This window comes from Oceanobacillus sp. FSL W7-1304, from assembly GCF_037969805.1.
Lineage (GTDB): Bacteria > Bacillota > Bacilli > Bacillales > Amphibacillaceae > Oceanobacillus > Oceanobacillus profundus.
Genome location: NZ_CP150211.1, coordinates 3,428,585 through 3,453,160, shown reverse-complemented (window position 1 = coordinate 3,453,160; position 24,576 = coordinate 3,428,585). Strand labels below are relative to the sequence as shown.

Sequence of the window (24,576 nt, the reverse complement as noted above, 5' to 3'; positions counted from 1 at the left end):
TAATCATCTTCCTACACCAGGAACCCAATATTAATTTCACTTAGGCAGTAAAAAACTATTTAACACGAAACATATGATCCTGCAAAGCTCTTAATTTCCATACGGTTGTTGAAGGATCAAGCTCTACATCATCGTGTGTTAAAAATTGACCTTCTTTAATATCCCTTTTAGCAACAACATTACCACTAATTAGACCAATAGGAATGTGACCATTCACTTCCATATCTTGATGTGTTTCTAATACACCTCTAACAGAATAACCACCAATGCCATCTAGTGTTTCGCCCGCTTTAATATCTCGCTTTGCAACCGTTACAGTTTCTGAGATTGGAGCTCCAAGCGGATGAATAGAAGTATCATGATGTAAGACAGCCTTCGCAATTGTAACCGGTGTTTCTAAACTAGCTAAATGATATGGGCGATATAATGTATAATGGTTTCCATGACTTTTGTCTACTTTTAATAAATAGCGCAGTTCCTCATCAACAGGTTCTAGGTCACTTTTAACAATAACGAAAACCCCTGGTGCTAAACCGTTAACATATTCTACTACTCCTAAGCTGTTTAAAACGCCGCCATTTTCTTTCAAATCTAGTTTTTGTGCAACGTCATCTAGATTAGCATCGACGCCATGCATTCCTACTTTATCTGGCACTAAGCCGATTGCGTTACTTAATAAATTCATTTCAGCCATCGTTTTGGTTCCATCCTGGAATGCTGCTAGCATATGCGGACTCATGTTTTTAGCTTTTGCTTCTGCTGCGGCAGTATCTGGGTTAGCTGTCGTTTTTAATGCGTTATTTTTCCCTTTTCCAGCAACAACGACTTCCATTCCCATCGTTTTGGCAAATTCATATAATTCAACGATTGCAGCTGGCTCATCTCCAGCAGATCCTGAATAAACTAGTCCAGCAGATTGAAACAATGAATTCATATACGAACCTATTGTTATATCAACTTCTACATTTAATAAGACTAGATGTTTCCTAGAATTTAAAGCTTCCAGGGAAATATTTGCTCCAACTTCAGGTACTCCAGTAGCATCTACAATTACCTCCACATTGGATGACTGGATGACTTCTCGATAATCTGAAGATACCAATGTATTTACTTTCTTATTTTCTTGAGACTGATAATAATCAACTGCCTTTTGAGCTCTTTCAACGTTTACATCCGAAACTCCACCGACGATCATTCCGGGGATGCGAGATATTTGGGTAATAAGTCCAAATCCCATTTGTCCCGCACCAATAACTCCTACTTTGATTGGGTTATTTTCTTGTTCTCTTAATTGAAGTTCATGATAAATTGACATTATAAATCCCCCTCAGAATCTTCTGAAATAAAAACGCATACTTAATAAACCTAGCTTTGATAATAAGTTCTTTCATAATTAACAATTGTTACATTACGTAAATAAAGTTTAATCTTGTAACATTTGTTACAATGTGTGTCATATGTTAGAATACGCTTTCATTATAGATTGGAAAAATTAGATTGTCAACTACAAAAATTGTCGGATTTTGCAGGAATTTATATTTTCATCGCAGGATAGCTTTATAAATGTAGGTTTAAAATAATAGGTGCCTGTTGTTAGTGGTTAAATTATTGCGATTTCAGATAGTTTTCCTGACACAAAAAGCCATCATTTATCTTAGATAAACGATAGCTATTATATCTAGAGCGTATAGAATGGGGACACTCATAAAAACAACATTTCTAACAACCATGGTTCTAGAATATCAATCTATTTAATCTAAAAGTGTTTCCAATAAACGGTAACCCTCTAGTTTATTTCCATTTTCAATGTTTAATTTATCAAAATCTACATCTATTATTTTATTTCCTTTAATACCTACAGCTTTGCCAGTTTGCTCGTCCATTAATAATTCTATTGCTGCAATACCCAACCTGCTTGCAAGTACCCGATCAAAAGCCGATGGGTTTCCACCTCTTTGTAAAAATCCTAATGTAGATGTTCTTACAGAAATATTCAGCCTTTCTTCGATACCTTTTTGTAATTCCTGTATATCATGTAATTCTTCTGTTACGATAATCATATTGTTTCTTTTTCCATCATTTATTCTCATAGCTAATGTAGAACAGATTGAATCTAAATCCAATTTCCGTTCCGGTGTAGAAATGATCTCTCCCCCACCGGCTAAAGCTGAGAACAAAGCTAAGTCACCACAGTGTCTGCCCATCACCTCTACAATAGTTGTCTTATCATGAGAAAAGCTTGTGTCTTTAATCTTATGAATGCATTCTAGAATGGTATTTACAGTTGTATCAAAACCGATAGAATAATCTGTATAGACTATATCATTTTCAACTGTTGCAGGAATACCTATTACTTTTATACCTTGTTGTTGAATTTTCCTAGCCGCTTCAAAGGATTTATCATCTCCGATTATAACTAGAGCATTTATTCCGGATTTTTCCAATGTATCTTGTATTTTCATTTTCACTGTTTCACTTAATTCCGTACTTCTTGATGTCTTTAAGATTGTACCGCCTGAATCAGTAATATTTTCCAAATCAGATGCAGTTAACGGATAAATAGATCCTTCTATCAACCCATTGTAACCATAATTAACTCCCATTACATCAATATTATGATAATTGGCCGCTTTAACGACTGCACTAATTGCAGTATTCATTCCAGGTGCATCTTCACCACTTGTTAATATCCCTATTTTCATCATTTGTAAACACATCCAAGTAATTTAATTGATTTCTGTTATTTATATATAATCAGATATTTTGTTTGTTGTCTATATAAATTAATCTATCCCCTATGATATTCTATATGTTAATTACTCTCGCTATAACAGAAAATACTATACAAGATTCCTATAGGTACCCTGTATAGTAGTAATCCTTGATTTATTTCAACCAAAGATTCTTAAGAGGAAACCTTGATTGTGTTGTTAACCTTGAAAAAAATACATTAACCTTTTATAGGTTACATATTATAAAATATTTTATTTTCCTATCGTAAATTCTTCAACATTTAATTCACTAGATACTTCCGTTTTTTCCGGGTTAAAAATCACTTTAACCGAGTCTATCTCTCTATTTATAACTTTCTGGAATGCTTCTGGGCCCTCTTCTAAAGATAACTTATGAGAAATCATTGGTTTCACATTAATTTGGCCAGTACTCATATAGTGAACAGTTGATGACCACTCTTTCCCAGGGAATGGTGCTGAGATTGCATTCCATGATCCATAAATGGTCAATTCATTACGAACAATTTTTTCAAAGTAGAAACGCTCAATGTTAATATCTGCATATGGAATTCCCATAAATACTACTTCTCCACCTTTTTTAGGTAAGGCAAATACTTGGGCAGATGTAATTGGTGAACCTGCAGATTCAACGGCTAAATCCACACCCCTACCATTTGTATACTCCATAATTTGCTCATGGGCGGGTTTTTCCAATGAATTGATTGCTACATCAGCACCAAGCTCTTTCGCAATTTGTAGTTTTTTGTCATCAATGTCAATTGCATATACTTTTTTCGCACCGAAAATTTTTGCCCATTGTACAGCTAGAAGTCCGATACTCCCAACACCCATTATAGCAACCTCTGCACCTGGCTGAATTTTAGTACGGTAAAATCCGTGTGCTACTACCGCAGAAGGTTCAACCAATGCAGCCGTATCATAATCAACATTATCTGGAAGGGGAACGATGTGGGTTGCAGGTAATTTTGTATATTCAGCATAAGCACCAGGGTGACGTGCACCAATTACACTAAGGTTTTCACAGCGTGCTGGTTCACCACTGAGGCAATATTCACATTCTCCACAAACAAATGCAGGGCATCCTGCGACACGATCACCAACTTTAATTCCTTTTACTCCTGGCCCAACCTCTGTTACTTCACCAGCAAACTCATGGCCAAACGTCATTCCCTCTACATATGGGCCGAGTTTTTTATATCTAGATGTATCGGATCCACATATTCCAACTGATTTTATTTTAATAATAACGTCGGTATCATTTTCGATTACTGGAATTGGTGTATTCTCTTCAAAACGAATATCTTGTACACCATAAAGATTTAACGCTCTCATCCCATTCACCTCAATATATCTAATAATTTGCAGACTCATTTTTTACTTCTTTTTTTTTGCTGAAAAACAGTTTGTATGCTGCGAATCCAACGATAATCGTGTTAAAAATTAATTGGTATTCAAAATAGAATTCACTTATCCCTCTTAGTGGGCCTAACATGAAATCTAAAAGTGTATCTACCATACTAACCCTCATTTCTATGAAAAGTGATAAAGTGAAACTTCATTCAGTGGGATTCCCTTCCTCCCCACTGAATGTTAGTACCTCAAGGGTATGACCTAAAGGACCTTGAACAGAATCGGGAATTTATGGGATGTTTCTCCCACAACCTTCACGTTTTAGTTTTCTCAAGCTTTGAGAAAAAATATTACAGTCCGTTAATGCGTGATAAAACGATTAAGTATTATACTTAACCGTTTAGCACGATATTTTTAATATGAAGCCTCTGAAACACCGCCACTGATAATTGCTACAGCACCACTTGCACCAATACGATTTGCACCAGCAGCGACAATGTTAACTGCATCTTCATACGTTTTAACTCCCCCAGCAGCTTTGACACCTATTTTGTCACCCGCTACGGAACGAAGTAATTTAACATCTTCAACTGTTGCTCCACCACCGTTAAAGCCAGTAGCTGTTTTTACAAAGTCAGCACCCGCTTCGATGATTATTTCCGTTACTTTCACTTTCTCTTCATCCGTTAATAATGCTGTTTCAATAATAACTTTGGTTGTTAATCCTTGAGATGCCTTAACAACTTCTGCAATATCATTTTTTACCACATCATATTCGCCTGACTTAAGAGCTCCCAAGTTAACTAACATATCGATTTCTTCAGCACCATTTTTAATTGCCTCTTTTGTTTCTTCCACTTTTACATGCGTTGTTGCACCACCAAGTGAGAATCCTATTGGTACTCCAACTTTAATATTGTGTGGAGATAACAGACTATGCGCGTACGATACATAAAATGGGTTCACAAAAACAGTTTTAAAGCCATATTCGATTGTTTCTTCACAGAATGCTTTAATATCCTCTTTACTTGCAGTTGGAGTTAATAATGTATAATCAATCATGTCAATTAGTTGTTGCTTATCCAATTTCATTCTCCCCCTCACCTTTGTTACAAGGTATAATGTAATTCAGACCTTTGCTGGAAGATTACTAGATTTTTAATCAATCCACAGGCGTTAACAAAACTTTAATTGCTTCTCCACTTTTAATCGCTTGATATGCTTCATCCCACTCGGTAATGTTAAACTCATGTGTTACTAAAGCCTTTGCATTTACTTTTCTATCATTCATTAATGCAAGTGATGGTTCCCAATCAGCTGATTTTTGGCTTCTGCTGCCCACAACCCGGATTTCTTTTTGAATAATTTTTTCAAGATCAAATTGAATTTCAGATTGTGCAAAAATACCTACTTGCGCATAATGACCTTTTTTGCGAAGAATATCCAGACCTTGTCTCGCAGCTGGTACAGCACCAGAGCATTCCAAGACTACATCAGCACCATAACCATTTGTTAACTTATGGACAAACTCTTTTAGATCTTCTTCTTGCGTATTAACGGTATAATCAATACCTACCTCAATTGCTTTATCCAGACGAACTTTATCATTTGTTAGTCCTGTAATGATTACCGTAGCACCACGACTTTTAGCTACTTGAGCCGCTAAAAGTCCAATTGGACCAGGTCCAATGACAACAACAAGATCTCCTGTATTAATTTCTGTTTTCTCAATTGCATGGTGTGTACATGCTAATGGTTCTGTCATTGCTGCTGACTGGTAGTCTACATTTTCCGGCAACTGATGGACACTTTCTTTACGGGCAACTAAATATTTGGCAAAACCACCATCTTGTTGTGAGCCTAGACCTTTTCTGTGGCTACAAAGGTTATAGTCACCTGAGTTACAGTATTCACATTCACCACAAATATAGAAAGTGGTTTCTGAAGTAACTCGATCACCTACTTTAAATTCCGTTACTCCTTCTCCAATCTCAACTACCTCACCAGAAAATTCATGGCCGAGTGTTACAGGTGTTGCAACCTTATAATGTCCTTCATACGTATGAATATCAGATCCACAGATACCCGCATATTTCACTTCAATTTTCACTTGATCTTTACCAGCTTGTGGTTCTTGTTTATCTTGAATTTCTAGGTTACCAAATCCGAGTTCTGTTTTTACTAATGCTTTCACTATGAATTCCTCCTGTTGCTTTTGTTTAACTCGATCAATTAATTAGTTGTATATAGCCTTTTGGTGAAAGGTTTCACAATCAAACACTTCATAACTTTAGAAAAAATGAATCTTTCTAGTTAAAAATCTCAAAGACTCTCCAGATAATCCAGTTTACTAAGTTACCACCTTGGTCGATACTTGAAACCATTGCTGAGCCTTCAGGTAAATTAATACTTGCAGTTGAAGCCATGTCAGAGAAAAGCGGCGCAATATCTGTCGCCATATAAAGTGAAAGTGCAATCATAACCGAACCAACAATAACCGAGTGGATAATGTTCCCTCTAGCTGCACCTACTACGAATGCAACAACAAATGGAATTGTAGCTAAGTCACCAAATGGCAGTACAGCATTACCAGGTAATACAACTGCAATTAAAACTGTAATTGGTGTTAAAATAAGAGCGGTTGCGATTACAGATGGATGTCCTAACAGTACTGCTGCATCCAGCCCGATATTAATTTCTCGATCACCAAAACGTTTATTTAACCATTCACGTGCTGATTCTGAAACAGGCATTAACCCTTCCATCAAAATCTTAACCATACGTGGCATAAGGACCATTACAGCAGCCATTGATATACCAATGTTAATAACATCACCAACACTGTACCCTGCTAATGCTCCAATTGCTGCACCTAAAATCAGACCAATTACCATGGAATCTCCAAAGATACCAAAACGTTTTTGAATGGAATCTGGATCAGCATGTAAATTTTTCAATCCAGGGATTTTTTGTACTAATTTTACTAAATAAATAAAAGGTGCATAGGAAATTGTACTTCCTGTTGCAACGGAAACACCTGGCAATTCATAAAAATCACTAACCATTGGTTGTGTCCAGTCTGCAACTTTAAGACAAACAATTTGGAATATAACTGCTGCAATTAAACCTTGTACAATACTACCTGATACTGTATACACAACTGCTGCCATAAATGTATAATGCCAGTAGTTCCAAATATCAACATTCATTGTTTTCGTTGTCTTCGTTAAGAGCATAATAACGTTTACAACTAATCCCAGTGGAATAATAAATGCCGCTACAACAGATGCCCATGCAATTGATGATGTCGCCGGCCATCCTACATCAATAACATTTAAATCTACTCCTAAACGCTCAACCATCCCTTGTGCTGCTGGGCCTAAGTTTAGCGTTAACAAATCAATCACTAAGAAAATACCAACAAAAGCAACCCCGATTGTTAAACCTGAACGAATCGCTTTGCCGAGCTTCTGACCAAACACAAGACCTAAAATCATGATTGCTACTGGAAGAATAACAGTCGCGCCTAAACCTAAAAAACCTTGAATAAAATCTACGAATGCTTGCATTATGATACCCCCTAACAAATTCAACATAAATCTCGATATCACATTAAGAGCTTATCGAGATTTATGTTTTGCTACTTATTTTTGAAGTTCTTCTAAAATTTGTTTTTTTGTATCTTCAACACCAATACCAGTTAAAAATGTACGTGCATTAATTACTGGGAATGGGTATTCTGTTTTCGTCATTGCAGTTGTAACTAATAGATCAGCTGTATCTACGTAAGCACCAACTTCAGCAATTTTGATTTGTTTTAAGTCAACTTTAATGTTGTTTTCTTTCGCTAATTCTTCAATTGCACTGTTTACAACTGTTGATGTTGCAATACCTGCTCCACATGCTACTAATACTGTTTTCGCCATTATCTCTCACCTCCTTCAAGTGCTACAAAATCTAGCTTTTCCTCCAAAAGACTTTTAACCTTTGTTTTGTCTTTTTGGTTTACTAGGTACTTCAATGTATCCTCTTCTTGAAAAACTTGCATTAACTTTTGGAGTAAAGAAAGCTGTGAATGCGCTTCATCCATTGCTAACATAAAAACTAGTTGTACAGGTGTAGTCTCACTATCGTCGCCCATAATCACAAAATCAACTGGGTTCTTTAGAACGGCGACACTAATCGTCTTTTTATTTACATGTTCCACATCTGTATGTGGTATTGCTACAGATACTCCTGCTGTTGGAAGCCCTGTTGCAAACTCACCTTCTCGTTTAATAATCGCAGGAACAAAGCTTTCTTTCACTAAACCTCTTTCCACTAGATTATTGCCAATTGTTGCTAGTACCTCTTCTTTATTATCGCCTTCCACATCTAGTAGAATGACAGATTCATTGAAAAATAACTCACTCATTCTTTGCACTCCTATTCTTTTGCTTCTGTCTTACAAACTTCTGTCAGAACTATAAAATTTTATAATTTCATGAACCTCTTCAATAGAACTCGCATTGATTATTTTGTTTGTATCTTCTTCAGATCCTGCCAAATTCATTAATTGCATTAAAGCATGTATATGTTGCTGTTTATCCACTGCGGCAATAACGAAAATTAGATTAATCTTATAATCCTGACTGTACTGAACACCATCCTTTAAACGTAATAAAGTCATACCAACCTCATTAACACCGTCTTCTGGAGCAGCGTGTGGGATTGCTATATTTGTACCTATTACGATGTACGGATCATCATTCGAGTGGTGAATCATCGCGTGCACATACTCTGGAAGTATTTTGCCTTTTTTAATTAATGGATCGGCACTTATACGTATCGCCTCTTCCCATGAATCAACTGAATCTCTTAACGTGATATTCTCTGGCACAATTAATTCATCCAAATCGATTTCCCGTTGTGCAGCATTCTGCCTTACCACTGCTGAATCATCGTCACGATTAAAATATTGCTCTAAATCTTCTATTAAAGCCTTTTCATTATTAATTGCAGTATGCTTCTTAATAATATCTACAATATGATAAACATTAATATCATTTGGAATATACCCATGAATCGCAAGCATCACTTGCTTTCTTAAACGATAACGTTCATCTTGCCCAAGAAATACTTTTGAGATAAATAACTTTTTCTCTGTTTCTAATTGGGTTGGTGAAAATACAATATCGTAATCTAACTTATAATCGAGAAATTCTCGTACGGACAAGGAATCCAAAAAAACAAATTCTGGAAATAATTCTTTCAGCTCATTAAACATTAATTTTGAAACCGATACACCTTGCGGACAAACCACAACTGCTTTTATTTTTTCTTCAATACTTTCACCTTGTCTGTTCATCCACCCACCAATAAGCATCGTAACATAGGTGGTTTCGCTTTCAGGAATGTCATCACCGATCAGCTCTGCAAGCGGTCCAATGGAACGCTTTACAAGATGATGCAATTCCTTAAACTCCTTGCTCAAAGACCCTTGAAAATTAATTGTATCTGTAAGATGATATTTTATTCGGTAATATGCAGGCTGAAGATGCTGTAAAAGCTTGTCTAATAACTGATTACGCTCCTGCAAATAAATACAAGCACTCTTCTCAAATTGTCTGAGCATATCGTTAATAGCTGGAACTAGATTTGGAATTGCTTCCTCATTAATGTATTCAGACCAATAAACATTTGTCGTCAAAAGATGCAATGTGATGAATAAGCGCTCTGTTACTGGGATTTCATTAAAATCATATAAAATTTCCTCAGTAGCCTGATACTCTTTCGTATCCGATAACTCCTCATAGCGAATGGAAAACGATTTTATCTCACAGCCTTTTTGTATTCTTCTTAATATTAGAATCAAAATGTATGGCATCGTTACCAATTTTTCGTCGGTAAATTTTAAGTTTAACTTATTCTCTACTTTCTCAATACGCCTTTTAAATTCATCTAACAAATCATTTTGAATGCCAGATAAATCCTCTAATCTATTTTTCCCATTACTCATTTGCAGTACTTGATGTGTAATATGGATGAGTAGTTTACGGACTTGAAACTCATTACCCTCAATCAAATATCCATGTTTCCTTGAATACCGAATTGTCAAATCGTATTCATCTAAGAATACTTGAGCTTGTTTCATGTCATTTAGAATCGTATTCTTGCTAACTTCCAGCTCGATTGTAAAATGATTTAATGACAGCTCTTCTTCGGAGCTTAGCAACATTAAAATAATTAATTGAACACGTTGCTCTTCCGTAAATATCGCTGAAGCCACAGCACCTTCATAACTACTATTAAGCTTTGAAAAAACAGCCTGATCAATCACAAATTGACCTTTCCTAGTTCTTTCTATTGCTGGAAGACTATTTATTTTTAACCATTCGTTAATCTTCGTGAAGCTATAGCCAAGCTGTCTTCTTGTTAATAAATGTTTCTCTTCTAATGTCATACTTGTAATACTTGGATTACTCATCAAATCATTTAAGACCCTTTTGTCGCGATCGCTCAGTACCACTCGTAATCCTCCTTTAGCTTTATATTACCATCTATTATACATAAATTGAATTCGTTTTCATCCCAAAAAACAGAACATTTAATGTACAACGTTGTGTTTTACACAGAAAATACAAATTTGTACATATATTATTCACAATTACGTACAATAAAATGCTTGTTTTTGAAAACGGTTCATTATACGATAGTTATGTGAAACATATAACATTTATAAATTAAAGGAGCGTTTACTAATGTCAACAAACATCGAGAACTTATCCATTAATACCGTTCGCACCCTATCAATCGACGCAATCGAAAAGGCTAACTCTGGACATCCTGGTTTACCAATGGGAGCTGCTCCAATGGCTTACACGCTATGGACAGATTTCATGAACCATAATCCAAAAAACGCTAAATGGTTTAACCGTGACCGTTTCGTCCTTTCAGCAGGTCATGGATCAATGCTTTTATACAGCCTACTTCATTTAGCTGGTTATAACGTTTCAATAGATGATTTGAAAGCGTTTCGCCAATGGGATTCAAAAACCCCAGGGCACCCAGAGGTACATCATACAGATGGAGTGGAGGCAACAACTGGTCCACTTGGTCAAGGTATCGCAATGTCTGTTGGTATGGCAATGGCTGAGGCACATTTAGCTGCTAAGTTTAATAAAGAAGACCTATCTGTCGTGGATCATTATACGTATGCGCTTGTAAGCGACGGAGATTTAATGGAAGGAATATCCCATGAGGCTGCTTCATTAGCCGGGCATTTAGGGTTAGGCAAATTAATTGCACTCTATGACTCTAACGATATTTCTTTAGATGGTGAGTTAAATAAATCTTTCTCTGAAAATACCGAGCAACGTTTCACAGCCTATGGATGGCAGGTTCTCCGTGTTGAAAATGGAAACGATATCAATGAAATCAGAAAAGCAATTAAGGAAGCACAAGCAAATACAACACAACCAACTTTAATTGAAATCAAAACTGTAATTGGTTATGGTTCACCAAATAAATCTGCATCTGCAGCATCACATGGTTCTCCGCTTGGTTCAGAGGAAACAAAGCTAACAAAAGAATTTTATCGTTGGGAACACGAAGCCTTCTATGTCCCGGAAGAGGTATATGCCGATTTCAATGAAAAAATTGGTAAAAACGGTAAAGAAAAAGAAGCTGCATGGAATCAATTGATTGAGATGTATACTGAAAAATATCCAGAACTAGCAAAAGAGCTTCAGCTGGCAATACATGATGCGCTTCCAGTAGATTGGGAGAAAGCATTACCAGTTTTTGAGGCTGGTCAGGATACGCTTGCTACAAGAGCATCTTCTGGTAAAGTTTTAAATGCTATTGCAAAAACAGTACCTAACTTCTTTGGCGGAAGTGCTGACCTAGCAGGATCCAACAAGACAATGATAAATGGTGAAGGCGATTTCTCACGGGATAGTTACGAAGAAAGAAATATTTGGTTTGGTGTACGTGAGCATGCAATGGGAGCTGCTTTAAACGGAATGGCTCTGCATGGCGGATTAAAAGTATATGGTGGTACATTCTTTGTCTTTAATGACTATTTACGCCCAGCTATTCGCCTGGCATCCATTATGAAAACACCTGTAACTTATGTATTTACCCATGATTCTATTGCTGTTGGTGAAGATGGTCCAACACATGAACCAATTGAACATTTAGCAGCACTACGTGTCATTCCTGGACTATCCACGATTCGTCCTGCTGACGCAAACGAAACCGCTGCTGCATGGCGCCTAGCACTGGAATCAAAAGATCAGCCTACAGCACTTGTTTTAACAAGACAAGATTTACCAACATTGGAATCAACAAAAGAAAATGCCTATGAAGGTGTTAAAAAAGGTGCCTATATCGTAAGCAACTCAGAAAAAGAGACACCTGATGCACTATTATTAGCAACTGGATCTGAGGTTCAACTGGCGATTAATTCCCAGAAAGCACTGAAAGAAAAAGGAATCGATGTACGCGTTGTTAGCATGCCTTCATGGGATCGCTTCAACCAACAAGATGCAGCATATAAAAATGAAGTAATTCCTCCTCAAGTGAAAGCACGTGTTGCAATCGAAATGGGAACCACTTTCGGCTGGGAACGCTATACAGGTGAACAAGGAAGAATTCTTGGAATTGACACTTTCGGAGCATCTGCACCAGGTAATAAAGTGATTGAAGCGTATGGTTTTACAGTTAAAAATGTTGTTAAGCATGTTGAATCAGTATTGAACGTGGAAGTTATTTTATAATTTTTTTCACAAATAGGAGATGTTACACGATGCAAAATGCAGACGAGTTAAAAAAGTTAGTTGGAGAAGAGGCAGCGAATTTAGTTAAAGACGGCATGAAAGTCGGCCTAGGATCTGGATCTACAGTGTACTGGATGGTGAAAAGATTAGGTGAACGTGTACAAGAAGGACTAAATATTACTGCTATCCCCACTTCTAACACGACAGCCAAATGGGCAGAAGAATTCGGTGTACCACTTACTGATTTCTCAAAGGTACAGCAATTGGACATAGCAATTGATGGTGCTGATGAAGTCGATGAAAACCTGCAGCTTATCAAAGGCGGAGGCGGTGCATTACTGCGCGAAAAAGTTGTCGCAGCTGCTGCAAAAGAGTTTATTGTTATTGTTGATGAATCAAAACTTGTAACTCATCTGGGAGCATTTCCGCTAGCTGTAGAGGTAACGCCTTTCGGTTGGGAACGAACTTCAACAACCATTGAAAAATTAGGCGGCAGACCAGCATTGCGCAATAAAGATGAGGAAGTGTTTATTACCGATAATGACAACTACATTCTGGACTGCTCCTTTGATGAAATTCTAGAACCCGAAGCATTGCAAAAGGATTTAAAAATGCTTGTAGGTGTTGTTGAAACAGGGCTGTTTGCAGGAATGGCTGATAAAGTTATTGTTGGAAGAGCGGACGGTGTTTTTAGTATAACTAAATAATCTTTCAGTAATTCTTCTCTAGTATTTATCCAACAGTTATCGTTTTAATGGCAAGAATCATACTGATAGCTTTATAATTTACTTTCCTACACGGTTACATTTCAGTATATGTATTTATAGTAAGAAAAGCAGTGAACGATTAATAATCGTTCACTGCTTTTTAATATGCATTTATTCTATTATATTATACTCTTATACTTTCAAAAGCATCCACTGCTGCCTGAGCCACTTGAACATCGTGTTCTACAGAGCTGCCACTCACGCCAACAGCACCAATAACCTGATCATTTTCAACTAATGGAATGCCTCCCCCGAAGAGAACGATCCGCCCGTTATTCGTTGTGTTTAAACCATACAATTCAGCTTTAGGAATAGTAGCTTCAGCTAAATCTGATGTTGGCATCTTTAATGCAACAGAAGTCCAAGCTTTATTCTGTGCTATGTCAACACTAGCCAGCCATGCGTCATCCATACGATGTACTGCGATTAGATTTCCACCCTCATCAACAACGGATATAACCATTGAAACTCCAATATTTGCTGCTTCTTGTTCAGCACCCTCAATAAGTTTTTTTGCTAATTCAAGATTCATTTTACTCAACTAAAATTCCTCCCTCATATTAAATAACTATCCATTTCTCGTGATAGGAACGATATTTTAAATGTTTCACATGATTGCAGTTTCATTCTACATTAAACCAAAATATTAAACAAGTTGTAATTATTAGAATTAAACAAATAAATCATTATACCTAGCACAAACTCTCGGCAGGTAAAAAGACTTGATTCATGTAAACTACTGGTTATCTTGTAAAAACCTTAACAAAACTCGAATTAACGGTAACTCCTTCTTCCCTCCACGCAGCAACAATAGCTCCACCAACAGGTTCCATTTTAGGAACTGTGAGTATTGATTCCAATTGATGTTGACGAATTTCTTTTTCGATTATTGCTTGGAAAAGGTCAAGTCGATTATAAATTCCACCTGTTAGCACAACCGGGACTCTATCCTTTTTTGAAAATCGCTTTGTTTGTAAACAAGCAATTGACTTGCCCATATGTATGGCGTTTTTTTGAATGATCCCTCGTGCAACTTGGTCACCATCATCGGCTGCTCTCATTACTATTTTGCTCAATGAAGCAACACGTTCTTTCTGGTTTTTTTCTTGATAAACAGCATGGATAATATCGGGTAACTTAGCCGCTTGGAAATATTCAAGTAGGAAATTACTAATTGCTGTTGGAGTCCCTAATCCATCATGGGCTAAGAAAGCTGCCTCTAAAGCATCACGTCCGAGTGCAAAACCGCTTCCCATCTCCCCAATTAAATATCCCCATCCCCCCACACGATCAGATAAACCGTCATGATTTATACTAAATGTAATGGAGCCTGTGCCAGCAATTTGTACAATTCCCGGTTTACCTAAAGTACCTGAATAGAGAGCATTAATAGCATCTATATTTACTGTTACATGCACATGATCTGGTAGTAAGTCGACAAGAATCTTTTGCACCATCTCTTTCGTTGTTGGATGGCCAACACCTGACATCCCTGCAAATACATGTTTTAATTGGAAAAAGCAAGAATCACACTGTTGTTTTAATAAAGTAAATAGATTCTGCAACTCTTTTTTCAAACTCCACTTATCTACACTATTTGGGTTGGTCGGACCTACTGTTGCTTCGGCAATTATTTCTCCATTCGACTTTGCTATGATACCCTTTGTTTTTGTACCACCACCATCAATTCCTAAAACGTACATAATAACTAGCCTCCACCAGTGTTTATAGTTGATTAGTTGATTATCTATTAGATTATATGTGAAGGGAAAATTGATTATTATAGACTCGTGTAGATTATCAATATTGTGGGACAGGGGCTGTTCTATAGAAAATACAAGGGTTACGCACTTAAGAAATTACAATCTAGGTGATGAGGTACCGAATATCCAAAAAGAAGCCTGGTTCAGGCACTCATTACAGACATAAATAACTTTATACGGCAGAAACCTTCGTAATCCATAAAGAAGGAAGCTAAGAATCTAATCTATTTAGACGTTAGCTCCTTTTGTTGTAGTTCATAAGGGAAAGTTATTTACTTCGAATGAAATCTACATTCACACAAATTTATATAAATAATACTCATTAACGGGCTCACCGTTTATCATGAGAGAATTGACTTTCTCTCCCTCTACAACGAACCCCATTTTTCGGTATAAATTAAATGCTTTTATATTTTCTTTTATAACTGTTAATTCTAATCTTGAAATCCCAACTTCTTTTGCCCACTCAAAAATTCGCTGAAATAATTTTGTAGCTATTCCTTGTCCTTGATATGCTTCGAGAATGCCTAAAACAAGGTATGCTGAATGCTTGTTTCTAATCAGTTTCCCACCGAATGCTGCAATAAAGCCAACCAATTTGTTATCAGCTTCAGCTACTAAAAAGACTGTATTTTTTTCAGTTAGAATCCGTTCGATTGATTTTCGTTGCTGCTCGACCGTCGTATCGCGTTCTCCCGGATCATGTAACATAAATCCAGATGCATCGATTTCCTTACTTAGCTCAACAAAATTTTCTGCATCACTTTCCGCGATTGATCTAATGACCATCCTTATCCCGCCCCTTTGTTCCTGACATTCTGCTAAAGATACCTTGATTACACCCATTTAATCCGAAACTTCTGGTTGCCCTTAATCCATGGAAGCAATGGTAAATCATCGTCAATGACTTTTCCAAGTACATTTACTCTTTCATCTGCTGGTAAATCGGCTAATGCAATTTGAATTTCTCCTTGATAACGCATATATTTCTTATTATCGATCGTAATGGATCCAGCTGATCGTTCCACACAGTTGCGGGCCTGAACAACTGCTTCTCCAAATTGCGCATAACCTCTCGATTCAACTGCACGGATACAGTCTCTCGCGTTATCTGCCCGGTTGGTGAATGGACTCACTGATTTGCTAAGGATTTCAGAGTCTGTCAGTTTATCTGGAATAGCTCGAACGACAATTTCATCTTGCTTATAGTCGCGAAATTGTTCTAATGACGCTTCACTTAATTCAACGTCACCAACCACAATTTTATCCACCCCTGCCAGTTTCTCTAATTCCAAAAAAGCAGTAAAAGGTGAGTGCTTGCGATGCTGTTCCAAGGTTGGCAGTTTTTCATATAGCGGACCCCTTAATTGCTTGTCCCCAGGAATGAATGCCATTACAGTAATCCCTGCCGACTTTAACAGCCTGTTTTTTTGGATAAAATCACTTAACCCGAGTCCTGTTTCTGGTCGTGGATAATAATTATGCCAAGCTTCCACCGCTTCAGTGTTTAGCCCCTTTGCTTTCATATCGTGTAACGAATCCGCTGTAATCGTACTTGCGTTTAGTGCGATGCGCATTTTGTGAGACAAATCAATAATCGTTTGCTCGTCCACACCATAATCGATCCGAAGACCTGATAGTCCCCAATTTAGTAATTTATCCGCATTTTCCCAATTTAACCCTAGTGCCTGTAATGAATTCGGCGAGATATCTGCCATCAATTCCATATCTAACTCAGTAGCTACTTTTCCAAGTGCCTGAAGCTGATCCTTATAGGTCGAGTGATCGTCCTCAGGAATATGGAGCGATGTAAAAATCGACTGAAATCCACTTTCTTTCATCTTACGAATATAGGGAGTCTGCTGTTCAATTGGCTCATTCCCTAGATAAACAGAAATTCCTAACACACTGATTCCCTCCATTTATTTTTTATGTAAGCAAAGATAGGAGGTTAAAGCAACCTCCTAATCTTAAAGCCTATTAAATACCATCTGCCATGCTTTCCTTAAAGCCAAATGCATACGTAAATAGGAATCCAAACGCATACGAAATGACGAGTCCGAGGAAATAGCTTATATATTGTCCGTTTGTTATAAGTGGGATTAGTGACAAACCAGAAACGCCAATTCCCGATGATGCTGTACTCATAACTGCTTGGAATGCTCCACCAACGGAAGCTCCCAGACAAGCTGTTAAAAACGGTCTTCCTAATGGTAATGTTACTCCATACATTAACGGTTCGCCAATTCCCAGAAACCCTACTGGCGCACTCCCTTTGATAATATTTCGCAGACGCGTATTCTTTGTTTTTACAAAGATCGCAATCGCTGCACCAACTTGTCCAGCTCCACCCATCGCTAAAATGGTTAACAATGCCGTCTCATTATATACATTAATTAACTCAAGATGAATAGGCGCTAGACCGTGATGTAAACCAACCATAACTAATGGCAGGAAAAATCCAGCTAGAACTGCTCCTGCTATCGCTCCACCTGTATCAATTAAAGCAGTAAGTCCCATCGTGATACCGTCTGACAGGATACCAGCTACTGGCATAACAGCGTATAAGGATGCAAATCCGACAACGAGTAATGTGATTAGAGGTGTGAAGATAATATCTACTGCGTCCCACATCACTTTTCGAACATTTTTTTCAACAAAAGTCATTAACCAAGCTGCGAAAATAACACCAAACAAACCGCCTCTGCCGGCCTTTAATACTTCTCCATATATTGTAATATTCTCTAACAACGGGCTAAATAAGAACATTCCTGCAATGGCGCCTAATACCGGTGTCCCGCCAAATTCTTTTGCCGTATTCCAACCAACCAATATTCCTAATGATGCAAAGACAACGCTTCCAAGCAAAAGTAAAATTTGCATCCATGTTTGCTCTCTGTCTACTCCTGCATTCACTGCAAAGTTAGCTGCTCCATTAAGAATCCCTGAAGCAACCAAACCTGGAATAAGTGGAATGAAAATATTTCCAAGCTTACGCAGAAAATTTTTAAATGGTGTTCGATTTTTTGCTTTGAGTTTTTGTTTATCAAGGGCTGCTTTTTCTTCAAATGTTAAATCATCTGGTGTTGCATCTTCACCGATACCAAACCCGGTTAGTTGACTCATCTCAGCAGCAACTTTATTTACGGTTCCAGGTCCAATAACGACCTGTAACGTTTCATCCTCAACAACGCCCATCACACCATCTACACGCTTTAAGTCAGTCATATTCACTTTGGAATCGTCCTTTAATGACAAACGTAACCTTGTCATACAATGAGCGACTCGCTGAATATTGTCTTTTCCACCGACATGTTCTAATATATCTGTAGCCATTCTTTGTTCTTTCTTCATGATTGACCCCTCCTTTTTCTTACTTTGCTAATGCGCGTCGCACAAATCCGTCAGAGTTCTTAAGCTTGTTAATAGCATCTTCATAGGAGCATTGCAATAAAATCATTACGATTGCTATCTTCACCTGATGCTTCGATTTCTCAAAATAAGAGGCTGCAGTTTCATAATCGACTCCAGTAACTTCCATAATATTTCGTTTGGACCTTTCTTCTAATTTCTCATTTGTCGGCTTTAAATCTACCATAAAGTTTTGGTAAACCTTACCAATCCCTACCATCGATGCAGTAGAAATCATATTTAAGACCATCTTCTGAGAAGTGCCAGCCTTTAATCTGGTAGAACCAGTTAGTACCTCAGATCCCGTTAGAAGTTCAATCGCCACCGAAGCGTATTGACTCATTACTGCGTCTTTATTACAGGATATACTTACTGTACTCGCTTTTTTCGAATTCGCATATTGTAATGCTCCGATAACGTAAGGGGTACGCCCGCTTGCAGCAATTCCAATGACCGTATCATTTTCTGACAGTTGAATGCTCTTTAAATCGTTTGCTCCAAGTTCTGGATCGTCCTCAGCCCCCTCAGCCGCCTCATAAAGCGCTTTCATTCCACCCGCAATAATTCCTTGTACCATCTCTGGGGACGTACCAAATGTAGGAACACATTCTACAGCATCTAAAACTCCCAATCTACCACTTGTTCCTGCCCCAACGTAAATAAGTCTTCCGTTTTTGTTGAATGATTCAATTGCATATTTCGTAGCCTTCTCAATTTGTGGAAGTTGCTCCTTAATCGCCGTTAAAACCTGTTGATCTTCTTTATTCATCGTGCGCAAAATATCCAACGTAGTCATTTCATCTAAATGCATCGTATGTTGATTTCGCGCTTCCGTTGTTAATTTTTCAAGCATAATTTTTGCCTCCTCTACTTTCTTTCACCTCTATTTTACCTATTTATGAAATTAAAAGTCAATATAAATAATGAATTTTATGAAATTAAATTTCATTTCAAGTAAAAAAAGAAGCTATCTTCTTAATTTCACAACATGATTTCTCGCTTCTTGATATTCGTCCAGCACATTCTCACCAATACTATTAAAAATACTAATATATAAGCTATCTATAATTGTCAGCTGGGTCATTCTTGATGTGATGCTGCCAATCCGAAAATCCTGCTCTACATTCGGGGTTGCTAATCGAATATCTGCTTCTTTATACAGTGGTGACTTGTTTATGTTTGTAATTGCTATCACCTTTGCTCCTTTTTTTTGCGACAGTCGCGCTAAGTCCAGAACATCTTTCGTTCTGCCGGACATACTAATCGCAACAAAAACATCCTCACTATTAAAATGCGGCACTTTTGATAGCATGTAATGAAAGTCTAAATTAAACTCCACTTGATATCCGAGTTTCGTAAATTTGTATAGTGCATCCATTGCAGCAATCGAAGATCCTCCGACACCATAAAAAATAATTTTTCGCGCATTTTTTAGGTACGTGACCGCATCATCGAGCTCTTTTTTATCTAAGGATTCCATTATCAGCTCAATCGCATTCTTGTTTACATGGACAACTTTCTGGAACATTTCGTATGGGGAATCCTTTTTCTGCAAAATTGAAAAGTCCGTGATATATCCTTCTTTTACAGCTAATTCCTGTGCTAAGGAAATTTTAAATGTCTTAAAGCTCCCTATACCAATTGTTTTCGCAAACCGAATAACGCTTGCTTCACTTACATCTGCCTTATTCGCCAGTTCCTTCGTTGTCATGTTTGGAATTAGCTCTGCGTGATTTAATATGTACGCAGAAATTTTCTTCTCCGTTTTGGAAAATTGGTGAAGCCGTTCGTTTATTCTAGCTAGTAATGTGGTTGCCATGTCAACTTCTCCTGTTCTTATCCTTTTATGTTCATTAGTATAGCAAAAATTAAATAGGTGTACTAATTTAAAATCAGAATGTGTTTGCCGACGGGTGGGGCTGATGTGCCTTAGCTGAGAGGGGTGGTGTCTTAGCTGCGGAGGATGGTGTCTTATTTTTTGTGAATTGTGTCTTAGTTGCGGGGGATGGCGTCTTATTTTTACGAATGGTGTCTTAGCTGCGGAGGATGGTGTCTTATGAGAGTAAAATAGAAAAGAGACACGTGCACCCACGTGTCTCTTAAGCTTATACTTCCTTCATCACTGCTGCAATCAATGGGTGATTAACATCCAGTTCTGAAATAGTTTGCAACGTTTTTTCATAACCTTGTTCAGCGATCATTTGCTGTAATTTTACTGCTTCTTCATCCTGAGCATTTTTGTATTGTAATGCAGCTACAATCACCTGAACGAGATAAGTTGGCACGTTTCCTGTTACATCCATATATAAACTTGCGGGACGAATGATACGATCTCGTGGACCTAGCTTACGAATTGGTCCACGTCCAACTCGTGTTACTTCGTCTGAGATATATGGATTCATAAAGCGACCGATAATCGTATCAATATAGTTTTGATGTTCGGTGCGGTCAAAATGATAGGTCTGAATCAGTGCTTCACCAGACTCATTTAAAGCTCCCTTAATGATCTCCTGTACTTTTTCATCATGCATTGCTTCATTGATGGTTGCATATTCAAGGGAGCGCCCAATATATGCAGGCACGACATGACCGGTATTCACCGTAAATAATTTCCGTTCAATGTATGGTGTTAAATCTTCCACATATGTGACACCATCAATTACAGGTACCTCACCTTTGAATGCTGGTTTTTCAACAACCCACTCAAAGTATGGTTCAACAGAGACTAATAATGGATCTTCATTCACTTGGTTTGGAACAATTCGGTCTACTGCAGCATTTGGAAATCCAAACACTTCATCAAATTGTTGTTGCTCGTCTGCTGTTACTTGTTTGTAAATATGTTCTTTAAGCAGTGAACTTCCACCAACCATATTTTCACAAGCAATGATATTTAAGGCCTTATTATTTGTCTTGATTCGTTTCTGTAATCCTTCTGCAATTAACTTTGCGATAATGGCCAAAATGTTTGGTCCGACAGCAGTTGTAATGAGATCTGCTTTCCCAATTGCTTCGATTACTTTATCTGGATCTGTAATGCTATTGATTCCGGAAACATTTTTTACCGTTAATGTTTCACTTTCTTCTGCTGCTAACACAACATTGTATTGCTGCTTCTCGTTTATTTCGTTAATAATGCCTTCATTAACATCGACAAACGTTGTATGATAATTCGCTTGATAGAGCAGAGCCCCGATAAAGCCTCTGCCGATGTTTCCAGCTCCAAAATGTACTGCTAGCATTTAGTTCACCTCATCAAAAATGCTTATGATTTCCTCTTTTGTCGTTGCGTTAACAATTGTTTGGATATTTTCTTCCTCAGAAAGTACAATCGCAATTTTTGATAGAACTTCCAAATGGTCATCACCTTTACCAGCAATACCAATCAAGATTTTCACCGTGTTTCCGTCACCAAAATCCACACCCTCTGGTACGATAACAACTGAAATCCCTGTTTCCTTTACTAATTCCTTTGCATCCTCTGTACCATGTGGGATAGCAACGCTATTTCCCATAAATGTAGAAGTTAGCTCTTCACGTTCAAGCATTTTTTCCACGTAAGTTGGCTCAACGTACCCATTATCGACTAGGATCTTACCTGTGAAACGAATTGCTTCCTCTTTGTTAGCTAATTTTGTATCTAACTGAATGTTATCTTTGCTTAAAATTTCTTTTGCCATGATAAAACTCACTCCTTAAATTAATTCTTTTTCATGTATAAATAGCTCTAGTTGTTCGGAAAGATACTGTTTTATCTTTGGTTCATCTCCGGATTCAAATAAAGAAATACTTGTCTGATCCTGGATAATCAAACTGCTTAGAAAGCTTAAGATCTCCAGGACTTCCTGATGGGTTATCTCAGGTGCCAGCATAACGATTACCGTATCCATTTCCATTTGGTTGTTATCCATTCCGCGGATAGCAAGCGGGTGGTTTAATTTATAAATGGAAAACGTCGGCTTGTGGATTGCATTGGAACGTGTATGGTAAAGTGCAATGGACGTAGCTGGAATTCCTAATCCACTTATCTGTTCCCTTAATTGCAGTTTTTTAAATACAATTTTTGCACTTTGTATGATTTTATTTTCTGCTAACGTCTTACAAACCAAACGTAATACCGAGTCTATTGTTAAATTATCCGTAACGTCATAAACTTGGAATGAATCTAGAAGATCCAGAGTTGCTCGTGAATAATTTTGCAGTGCTTCCATGCGAACAGTAAAATTACTGCTATCTGTCGTTACTCGTGGTTCTTTATAATTCATATGAACCGTAAGCTTTCTTTTCTTTATCTCCTTTTTCACCTGATGAATCTCGTTTTGAGTAAGCATCGGAGAAATGAGTAAATAATCGTGGTCAAATTCTTTTAACGGAATCGTCGACACAATGACATCATAAGCTTCCACGTTTAATTTATTCAAGTCAAAAATAGATGCATTTTCAACATGCTTAATCTCTGGTATACGCTGAACGAGCTTTGTCGCTAGCATTTTTGAAGTACCAATTCCACTCGAACAGATGACTAACGCTTGTAAATCTACTGCTTTTTCATTGTTTAACAATGCCGCTGCAAAATGAAGAACAAGGTATCCTATTTCATCATCCGGGAATTCCATATTTGGAAACGTATCCCTAACAGCTGCCGTAATCATATGAAATAACTCATCGTAATCCTGCTTGATTTCCCTAATCAATGGATTTTTTATTGTCATCCCTTGTTTTAACCGATAAATAGCTGGCTTCAGATGGGCAACTAAATCATTTAGCAGCTGTTTATTGTTCATCTGCGGTACATTGATTTGCTTACTGACGGAACGAATTAATTGATTAGCTGAAAAAACGATATCCTCATCAGGATACATGTCAATATAGTTCGAATCAGATCGCAATTTAGCTCCCATTAAATGCATCGTGATGTAGCCAATTTCATCATCGGGGATGGCCATCCCAAGGGGGCCTTCTATATCACGTATCATTTTTTCAGCAACACGATATTCTTTTGTACCTTCCATTTGCATTAGCTGTGCTTGGTCAAATTGAATCGAATCACCCTTCTGCAGTCGCTCAATCGCTAACGCTAAATGAACAACCAACCCAATCAATGCACTATCTGCTAATTCGTACGGTAATTCTTCTCTTGCCTGTTCCACCCGTTGTCGAATCACAATTAGATGCTCTGGATTTACTAAACCTAATAGCCTATTGGAAATCGCAGAAAATTGATCCTGTGATTTCTTTTGAATATTATCCTTTATCAATGACACGAACTCAAATGGATCAATATGCTTTGAAATCAAGCTGCTTAATGCTGCACGTTTATTCGCCTCGTCACCGGCAATTTCCACTCCGTACCCTCTTTTTCGAATCAAAATAAGACGATAGGATGCTATTTCTTTTTCTAATTGATCAAGATCATGACTGATTGTTGCTTCCGTTACTTTTAATTCTGTGCTTAGCGTAAACAGCTTTATTGGTTCCTTCATTTCAAGAAGGGTAGCCAAAATAATCGATTGTCTTTCTTCTGGTGTAAAGTCAAAGACAGTAACATTCGCTAATGCTGAGAGAAATTGCTTTCGATCCTGCTCCATGCCAACTAACCGAAGGCCAACACCGGATTTTTTTTCTAATATTAGGTTGTAGTGATTTGTAATATCTTCTGTGTTTTTTAAATCACGATGAATGGTTCGAGCACTAACTTCTAATTCCTTGGCAATATCTTTTACAGTTATACCCTCAGGATTTCCCAATAAAATTTCAAGGATTTTACGCTCAC

At 37.5% G+C, this 24,576-nt stretch carries 22 protein-coding genes; 2 read left to right on the top strand and 20 right to left on the bottom strand.

Going from position 1 to position 24,576, the window contains the following annotated elements:
• Positions 1-55: 55 nt before the first annotated feature.
• From NYE61_RS17175 to NYE61_RS17130, 10 genes are all read right to left on the bottom strand, one after another.
• Positions 56-1,315: an SAF domain-containing protein gene (locus tag NYE61_RS17175; protein WP_095308020.1), complete on the bottom strand. Its 1,260-nt coding sequence runs from the start codon at positions 1,313-1,315 to the stop codon at positions 56-58.
• Positions 1,316-1,751: 436 nt separating this feature from the next.
• On the bottom strand, positions 1,752-2,705 hold the full coding sequence (locus NYE61_RS17170; RefSeq protein WP_303449882.1) for an ATP-dependent 6-phosphofructokinase: 954 nt from the start codon (positions 2,703-2,705) through the stop codon (positions 1,752-1,754).
• A gap of 279 nt (positions 2,706-2,984) precedes the next feature.
• The gene (locus NYE61_RS17165) at positions 2,985-4,085 is read right to left on the bottom strand and encodes a galactitol-1-phosphate 5-dehydrogenase (RefSeq protein ID WP_095308121.1); all 1,101 of its coding nucleotides are present in this window, start codon (positions 4,083-4,085) and stop codon (positions 2,985-2,987) included.
• A gap of 19 nt (positions 4,086-4,104) precedes the next feature.
• A complete protein-coding gene (locus tag NYE61_RS17160) occupies positions 4,105-4,269 on the bottom strand; it encodes a hypothetical protein (RefSeq protein ID WP_168927271.1) in 165 nt (54 codons plus the stop codon).
• Between the two features lie 248 nt (positions 4,270-4,517).
• Positions 4,518-5,189: a deoxyribose-phosphate aldolase gene (deoC, locus tag NYE61_RS17155; protein WP_118888573.1), complete on the bottom strand. Its 672-nt coding sequence runs from the start codon at positions 5,187-5,189 to the stop codon at positions 4,518-4,520.
• Positions 5,190-5,265: 76 nt separating this feature from the next.
• Entirely contained in the window at positions 5,266-6,297 is a 1,032-nt protein-coding gene (locus NYE61_RS17150) for a zinc-binding dehydrogenase (protein WP_251661460.1), read from the bottom strand.
• Positions 6,298-6,412: 115 nt separating this feature from the next.
• Positions 6,413-7,672 carry a PTS galactitol transporter subunit IIC gene (locus tag NYE61_RS17145; RefSeq protein WP_118888571.1) on the bottom strand — a complete coding sequence of 420 codons (1,260 nt, stop codon included), beginning with the start codon at positions 7,670-7,672 and terminating at the stop codon, positions 6,413-6,415.
• A gap of 75 nt (positions 7,673-7,747) precedes the next feature.
• Positions 7,748-8,029 (bottom strand): PTS sugar transporter subunit IIB, encoded by a 282-nt coding sequence (locus NYE61_RS17140; protein WP_095308012.1) that lies wholly within the window; start codon positions 8,027-8,029, stop codon positions 7,748-7,750.
• Complete coding sequence (locus NYE61_RS17135) at positions 8,029-8,517, bottom strand: PTS sugar transporter subunit IIA (RefSeq protein WP_095308010.1); 489 nt, start codon at positions 8,515-8,517, stop codon at positions 8,029-8,031. Before NYE61_RS17135 ends, NYE61_RS17140 begins: the two co-directional genes overlap by 1 nt.
• 30 nt (positions 8,518-8,547) lie before the next feature.
• Entirely contained in the window at positions 8,548-10,611 is a 2,064-nt protein-coding gene (locus NYE61_RS17130; RefSeq protein WP_303449889.1) for a BglG family transcription antiterminator, read from the bottom strand.
• A 232-nt stretch (positions 10,612-10,843) separates the two neighbouring features.
• Between NYE61_RS17130 and tkt the strand changes: the two genes are divergently transcribed.
• Together tkt and rpiA are read left to right on the top strand one after the other, a co-directional pair.
• Entirely contained in the window at positions 10,844-12,862 is a 2,019-nt protein-coding gene (tkt, locus tag NYE61_RS17125) for a transketolase (RefSeq protein WP_303449891.1), read from the top strand.
• A gap of 29 nt (positions 12,863-12,891) precedes the next feature.
• Complete coding sequence (rpiA, locus tag NYE61_RS17120; RefSeq protein WP_303449893.1) at positions 12,892-13,569, top strand: ribose-5-phosphate isomerase RpiA; 678 nt, start codon at positions 12,892-12,894, stop codon at positions 13,567-13,569.
• 184 nt (positions 13,570-13,753) lie between these two features.
• On the opposite strand, the gene NYE61_RS17115 is transcribed toward rpiA, so the two are convergent.
• The 10 genes from NYE61_RS17115 to NYE61_RS17070 all read right to left on the bottom strand — a co-directional run bounded on the left by NYE61_RS17115 (position 13,754) and on the right by NYE61_RS17070 (position 24,565).
• On the bottom strand, positions 13,754-14,170 hold the full coding sequence (locus NYE61_RS17115) for a heme-binding protein (protein WP_303449896.1): 417 nt from the start codon (positions 14,168-14,170) through the stop codon (positions 13,754-13,756).
• Between the two features lie 202 nt (positions 14,171-14,372).
• Positions 14,373-15,332 (bottom strand): BadF/BadG/BcrA/BcrD ATPase family protein, encoded by a 960-nt coding sequence (locus NYE61_RS17110; protein WP_303449898.1) that lies wholly within the window; start codon positions 15,330-15,332, stop codon positions 14,373-14,375.
• Positions 15,333-15,686: 354 nt separating this feature from the next.
• On the bottom strand, positions 15,687-16,238 hold the full coding sequence (locus NYE61_RS17105; protein ID WP_336623569.1) for a GNAT family N-acetyltransferase: 552 nt from the start codon (positions 16,236-16,238) through the stop codon (positions 15,687-15,689).
• Complete coding sequence (locus tag NYE61_RS17100) at positions 16,229-17,299, bottom strand: MupG family TIM beta-alpha barrel fold protein (protein WP_303449904.1); 1,071 nt, start codon at positions 17,297-17,299, stop codon at positions 16,229-16,231. Before NYE61_RS17100 ends, NYE61_RS17105 begins: the two co-directional genes overlap by 10 nt.
• 73 nt (positions 17,300-17,372) lie before the next feature.
• Entirely contained in the window at positions 17,373-18,746 is a 1,374-nt protein-coding gene (locus NYE61_RS17095; protein WP_303449907.1) for a PTS transporter subunit EIIC, read from the bottom strand.
• Positions 18,747-18,765: 19 nt separating this feature from the next.
• Positions 18,766-19,656 (bottom strand): N-acetylmuramic acid 6-phosphate etherase, encoded by an 891-nt coding sequence (murQ, locus tag NYE61_RS17090; protein WP_118888554.1) that lies wholly within the window; start codon positions 19,654-19,656, stop codon positions 18,766-18,768.
• 114 nt (positions 19,657-19,770) lie between these two features.
• Positions 19,771-20,622: a MurR/RpiR family transcriptional regulator gene (locus NYE61_RS17085; RefSeq protein WP_303449912.1), complete on the bottom strand. Its 852-nt coding sequence runs from the start codon at positions 20,620-20,622 to the stop codon at positions 19,771-19,773.
• 286 nt (positions 20,623-20,908) lie between these two features.
• Positions 20,909-22,045, bottom strand: a complete 1,137-nt coding sequence (locus tag NYE61_RS17080; protein ID WP_303449915.1) for a mannitol-1-phosphate 5-dehydrogenase — start codon at positions 22,043-22,045, stop codon at positions 20,909-20,911.
• Entirely contained in the window at positions 22,046-22,483 is a 438-nt protein-coding gene (locus NYE61_RS17075) for a PTS sugar transporter subunit IIA (protein ID WP_095307987.1), read from the bottom strand. It abuts the gene before it with no gap.
• 15 nt (positions 22,484-22,498) lie between these two features.
• Positions 22,499-24,565: a BglG family transcription antiterminator gene (locus NYE61_RS17070; RefSeq protein ID WP_339317507.1), complete on the bottom strand. Its 2,067-nt coding sequence runs from the start codon at positions 24,563-24,565 to the stop codon at positions 22,499-22,501.
• Positions 24,566-24,576 lie beyond the last annotated feature (11 nt).

Coding starts and splice junctions, on each gene's coding strand:
- NYE61_RS17175 (WP_095308020.1), bottom strand. CDS start 1,315: ATGTCAATTTATCATGAACTTCAATTAAGAGAACAAGAAAATAACCCA.
- NYE61_RS17170 (WP_303449882.1), bottom strand. CDS start 2,705: ATGATGAAAATAGGGATATTAACAAGTGGTGAAGATGCACCTGGAATG.
- NYE61_RS17165 (WP_095308121.1), bottom strand. CDS start 4,085: ATGAGAGCGTTAAATCTTTATGGTGTACAAGATATTCGTTTTGAAGAG.
- NYE61_RS17160 (WP_168927271.1), bottom strand. CDS start 4,269: ATGGTAGATACACTTTTAGATTTCATGTTAGGCCCACTAAGAGGGATA.
- NYE61_RS17145 (WP_118888571.1), bottom strand. CDS start 7,672: ATGCAAGCATTCGTAGATTTTATTCAAGGTTTTTTAGGTTTAGGCGCG.
- NYE61_RS17140 (WP_095308012.1), bottom strand. CDS start 8,029: ATGGCGAAAACAGTATTAGTAGCATGTGGAGCAGGTATTGCAACATCA.
- NYE61_RS17135 (WP_095308010.1), bottom strand. CDS start 8,517: ATGAGTGAGTTATTTTTCAATGAATCTGTCATTCTACTAGATGTGGAA.
- tkt (WP_303449891.1), top strand. CDS start 10,844: ATGTCAACAAACATCGAGAACTTATCCATTAATACCGTTCGCACCCTA.
- rpiA (WP_303449893.1), top strand. CDS start 12,892: ATGCAAAATGCAGACGAGTTAAAAAAGTTAGTTGGAGAAGAGGCAGCG.
- NYE61_RS17110 (WP_303449898.1), bottom strand. CDS start 15,332: ATGTACGTTTTAGGAATTGATGGTGGTGGTACAAAAACAAAGGGTATC.
- NYE61_RS17105 (WP_336623569.1), bottom strand. CDS start 16,238: ATGGGTGTAATCAAGGTATCTTTAGCAGAATGTCAGGAACAAAGGGGC.
- NYE61_RS17095 (WP_303449907.1), bottom strand. CDS start 18,746: ATGAAGAAAGAACAAAGAATGGCTACAGATATATTAGAACATGTCGGT.
- murQ (WP_118888554.1), bottom strand. CDS start 19,656: ATGCTTGAAAAATTAACAACGGAAGCGCGAAATCAACATACGATGCAT.
- NYE61_RS17085 (WP_303449912.1), bottom strand. CDS start 20,622: ATGGCAACCACATTACTAGCTAGAATAAACGAACGGCTTCACCAATTT.
- NYE61_RS17080 (WP_303449915.1), bottom strand. CDS start 22,045: ATGCTAGCAGTACATTTTGGAGCTGGAAACATCGGCAGAGGCTTTATC.
- NYE61_RS17075 (WP_095307987.1), bottom strand. CDS start 22,483: ATGGCAAAAGAAATTTTAAGCAAAGATAACATTCAGTTAGATACAAAA.